This window comes from Xenorhabdus sp. SGI240 (genome assembly GCF_040081915.1).
GTDB classification, from domain to species: domain Bacteria; phylum Pseudomonadota; class Gammaproteobacteria; order Enterobacterales; family Enterobacteriaceae; genus Xenorhabdus; species Xenorhabdus bakwenae.
The window spans coordinates 1-2,430 of sequence record NZ_JBEBMB010000064.1 but is presented as its reverse complement, the minus strand read 5'-3'; the positions used below and the strand labels follow the sequence as shown (position 1 = coordinate 2,430).

The 2,430-nt window shown below is 43.2% G+C and carries 4 pseudogenes; 1 reads left to right on the top strand and 3 read right to left on the bottom strand.

Annotated features, from left to right (window positions below):
* Nucleotides 1–356: 356 nt before the first annotated feature.
* Nucleotides 357–742 (bottom strand): annotated as a pseudogene (locus ABLA76_RS13745) (protein rep); the annotation flags it as partial.
* Here ABLA76_RS13745 and ABLA76_RS13740 point away from each other — a divergent pair.
* Nucleotides 743–850: pseudogene (locus ABLA76_RS13740) on the top strand (IS1 family transposase); the annotation flags it as partial.
* Between the two features lie 272 nt (nt 851–1,122).
* On the opposite strand, the pseudogene ABLA76_RS13735 reads toward ABLA76_RS13740, so the two are convergent.
* Both ABLA76_RS13735 and ABLA76_RS13730 read right to left on the bottom strand, forming a co-directional pair.
* Nucleotides 1,123–1,266 (bottom strand): annotated as a pseudogene (locus ABLA76_RS13735) (IS5/IS1182 family transposase); the annotation flags it as partial.
* Between the two features lie 347 nt (nt 1,267–1,613).
* Nucleotides 1,614–2,254 (bottom strand): annotated as a pseudogene (locus ABLA76_RS13730) (IS110 family transposase); the annotation flags it as partial.
* Between the last annotated feature and the right edge of the window lie 176 nt (nt 2,255–2,430).

Genomic DNA, 2,430 nt, shown 5'->3' with positions numbered 1-2,430 from the left:
CCCCGCCTGAACCGCCATTGAATGGGCGCGCACAGGCACACTGGCAGAAACATCCTACCAGTGGGTAACTATTTTCAGGGTTGCAAATCCCCGGCTATCGGATTTTGCCAACAGCGTTATTAGTTTAACGGGTTAGATAAAACTTTTCAATAAGGTAATCAAATAGATGTGACGTAGTGATTCGCATAAAAACGTAATGAGAAAGGGAGACGACAAAACCATGACAGAGAAGGTGTATCCGGTTTTTTTAAGTGTCTTCACTGAGTACGATTTCTTAGGGAAACAAACTGTACAAGGTTCACAGCCGTTTTTTTAACGGTGTCACTTGGTAAAAAATCCAAGTGACACCTCCTCCATCAATCATGCTTTTTACCATCTTTTTCCGGCGAACGGCGATAACGACGCTCATTCGTTTCCCAGCCAAACGCCAGCCGTGAGCCATCATCAGATCCGTCCGCCATATCGTCCGCCAAAATCAAATCTTCGTTCGTTTCCTGATCCAGCTTCAGAACATCTTTCAACGCCCCTCCGGTCGCAATAAAGCGGCGTTTATACGCTGGCGAGTCAGCTCCAGAAACCACGCTGGATCAACCACCATATCCGCTGGCTTAGTTGAGTATTTTCGTGTTTCAGACACCGCTCCACGAATAAGTTCAGCCGTCGAACTGGCGAGCAATTCTCCTTCTTTGGGCGGCTTGGGTTTTACTGCCCGAACATCGATATTCGGATCGTAATCAATCCGCGAACGCGAATCAAGCGATTGAATCGAAAAACCCTTTGTTTTTCCAAATCGGAAGCAATGCACGATAAAGTCATAGGAACTTTCATTGAGCGTGAAAACTACATTTGAGATGTGTATCTAACTATTCAATACATGACCCCCAAACATGCCTCCTAGTTAAATCAAATTGAATGCTGGTTCAGTCTGATATCCCGACATTTTCTCAGACGGCTTTCCGTCAGCGGAAAAGAGATATTGCGGACACTCATTTTAAAATATATCCAATATTACAACCGGGTATTAGCTAATACCTTTTAATTGGCTTTACCGTTGGAATACATAATCCAGCCATTAATTACAAGATGCTCCACTAGGGCGTGTTGACGTTTATTGTTTATCATTTACTCAATCCACATCGGTAGCCATATAATGACAAACGCCAGTGCCAACATACTAGCGTAATTCCGTTCAAGCTTATCGTATCTTGTGGCTATTGCACGAAAGTGTTTCACTCTGGCGAGCACATTTTCGACTCAATGCCGATAACCCATTTAGCAAGGTGCAGATCGACATGTCTGGCTATACAGTCCATCGCAGATCGATAAAAGCGTCCATAGTACGAGACCATAAAAATTCTATGGTCGCCCTCGTTTTTGCAACACTAATTTTGATGAATTTTGGGCTTGCTTAAATCTATCCGGCGTCCTTATAGGCAAGGAGCTTGCACCTCGATGAGTTCCGCGCCGGATGAACCTCAAAAAAATATACGGCTTCCACTGAGCCATTCCGTTTTACAGGTTCTTCAACAGGCCGGTTGGCCGTTCGTATCATCAATAATCAGCATTTGCAAAATCTGATAGTAACTGCTTGAATTTGTCAATTAAGGTAAATATTATGCGACAAAAGCCTGTTGCCGTGTTGTCAATGCCCAAGCTATTCTGGCCAGCTTGTTTGCCAAAGCACAGATCACCACAAAATGACTTTTTCGGCACAGAAGCTCCCTGACCCAATCAGCCAATTTACCTGATTGATATTCAAGCCTTTGTATAAAAACTCTGGCACATTGAACCAGTAACATTCGGATCTTTTTATTGCCCCGTTTGCTGATCACCAGTAATATTGTCCGGCCGCCAGTACTGTATTGCCGTGGCACCAACCCTGTTGCAGTTGCAAAATCACGACTGCTGGCGTATTGTTTTCCATCACCAAGTTCTGTGGAGATTGTGCTTGCAGTAATTGTTCCCACGCAGGGAATTGTCAGTAATCGTTGTCCTACTTCATCCTCACGCAGAAGCTGTTTCAACTGAGCTTCCAGTTCTTTTATCTGATCCATTAAATAGTGGTAGTGCTGCTGTAGTTTCAGCAATAACTGATTAAGATATAAAGGTAAGCTATGGTCATCAAGAATAGTGCTGAACCGACTGATAACCGCCGCACCTTTCGGAACGCTGATACCAAATTCCAGCAAGAAAGCATGCATTTGGTTAGTCGTTTTACCTTATCTTGCACCAAAGATTCCCTAACCCGATGCAAGCCTATTCAGACGCCGGATAGATTCAAGCAAGCCAACATATCTTCAATTTCAATATTACAAAAACGGGAGTGACCATAGATTCCATTTTCCAAGCGGATCCCTATTTGATTTTATTATTGAATATTTTTACTTAAGCCGTTAATCTGAAAACGCTAAACCATAAACTAGAGTAATA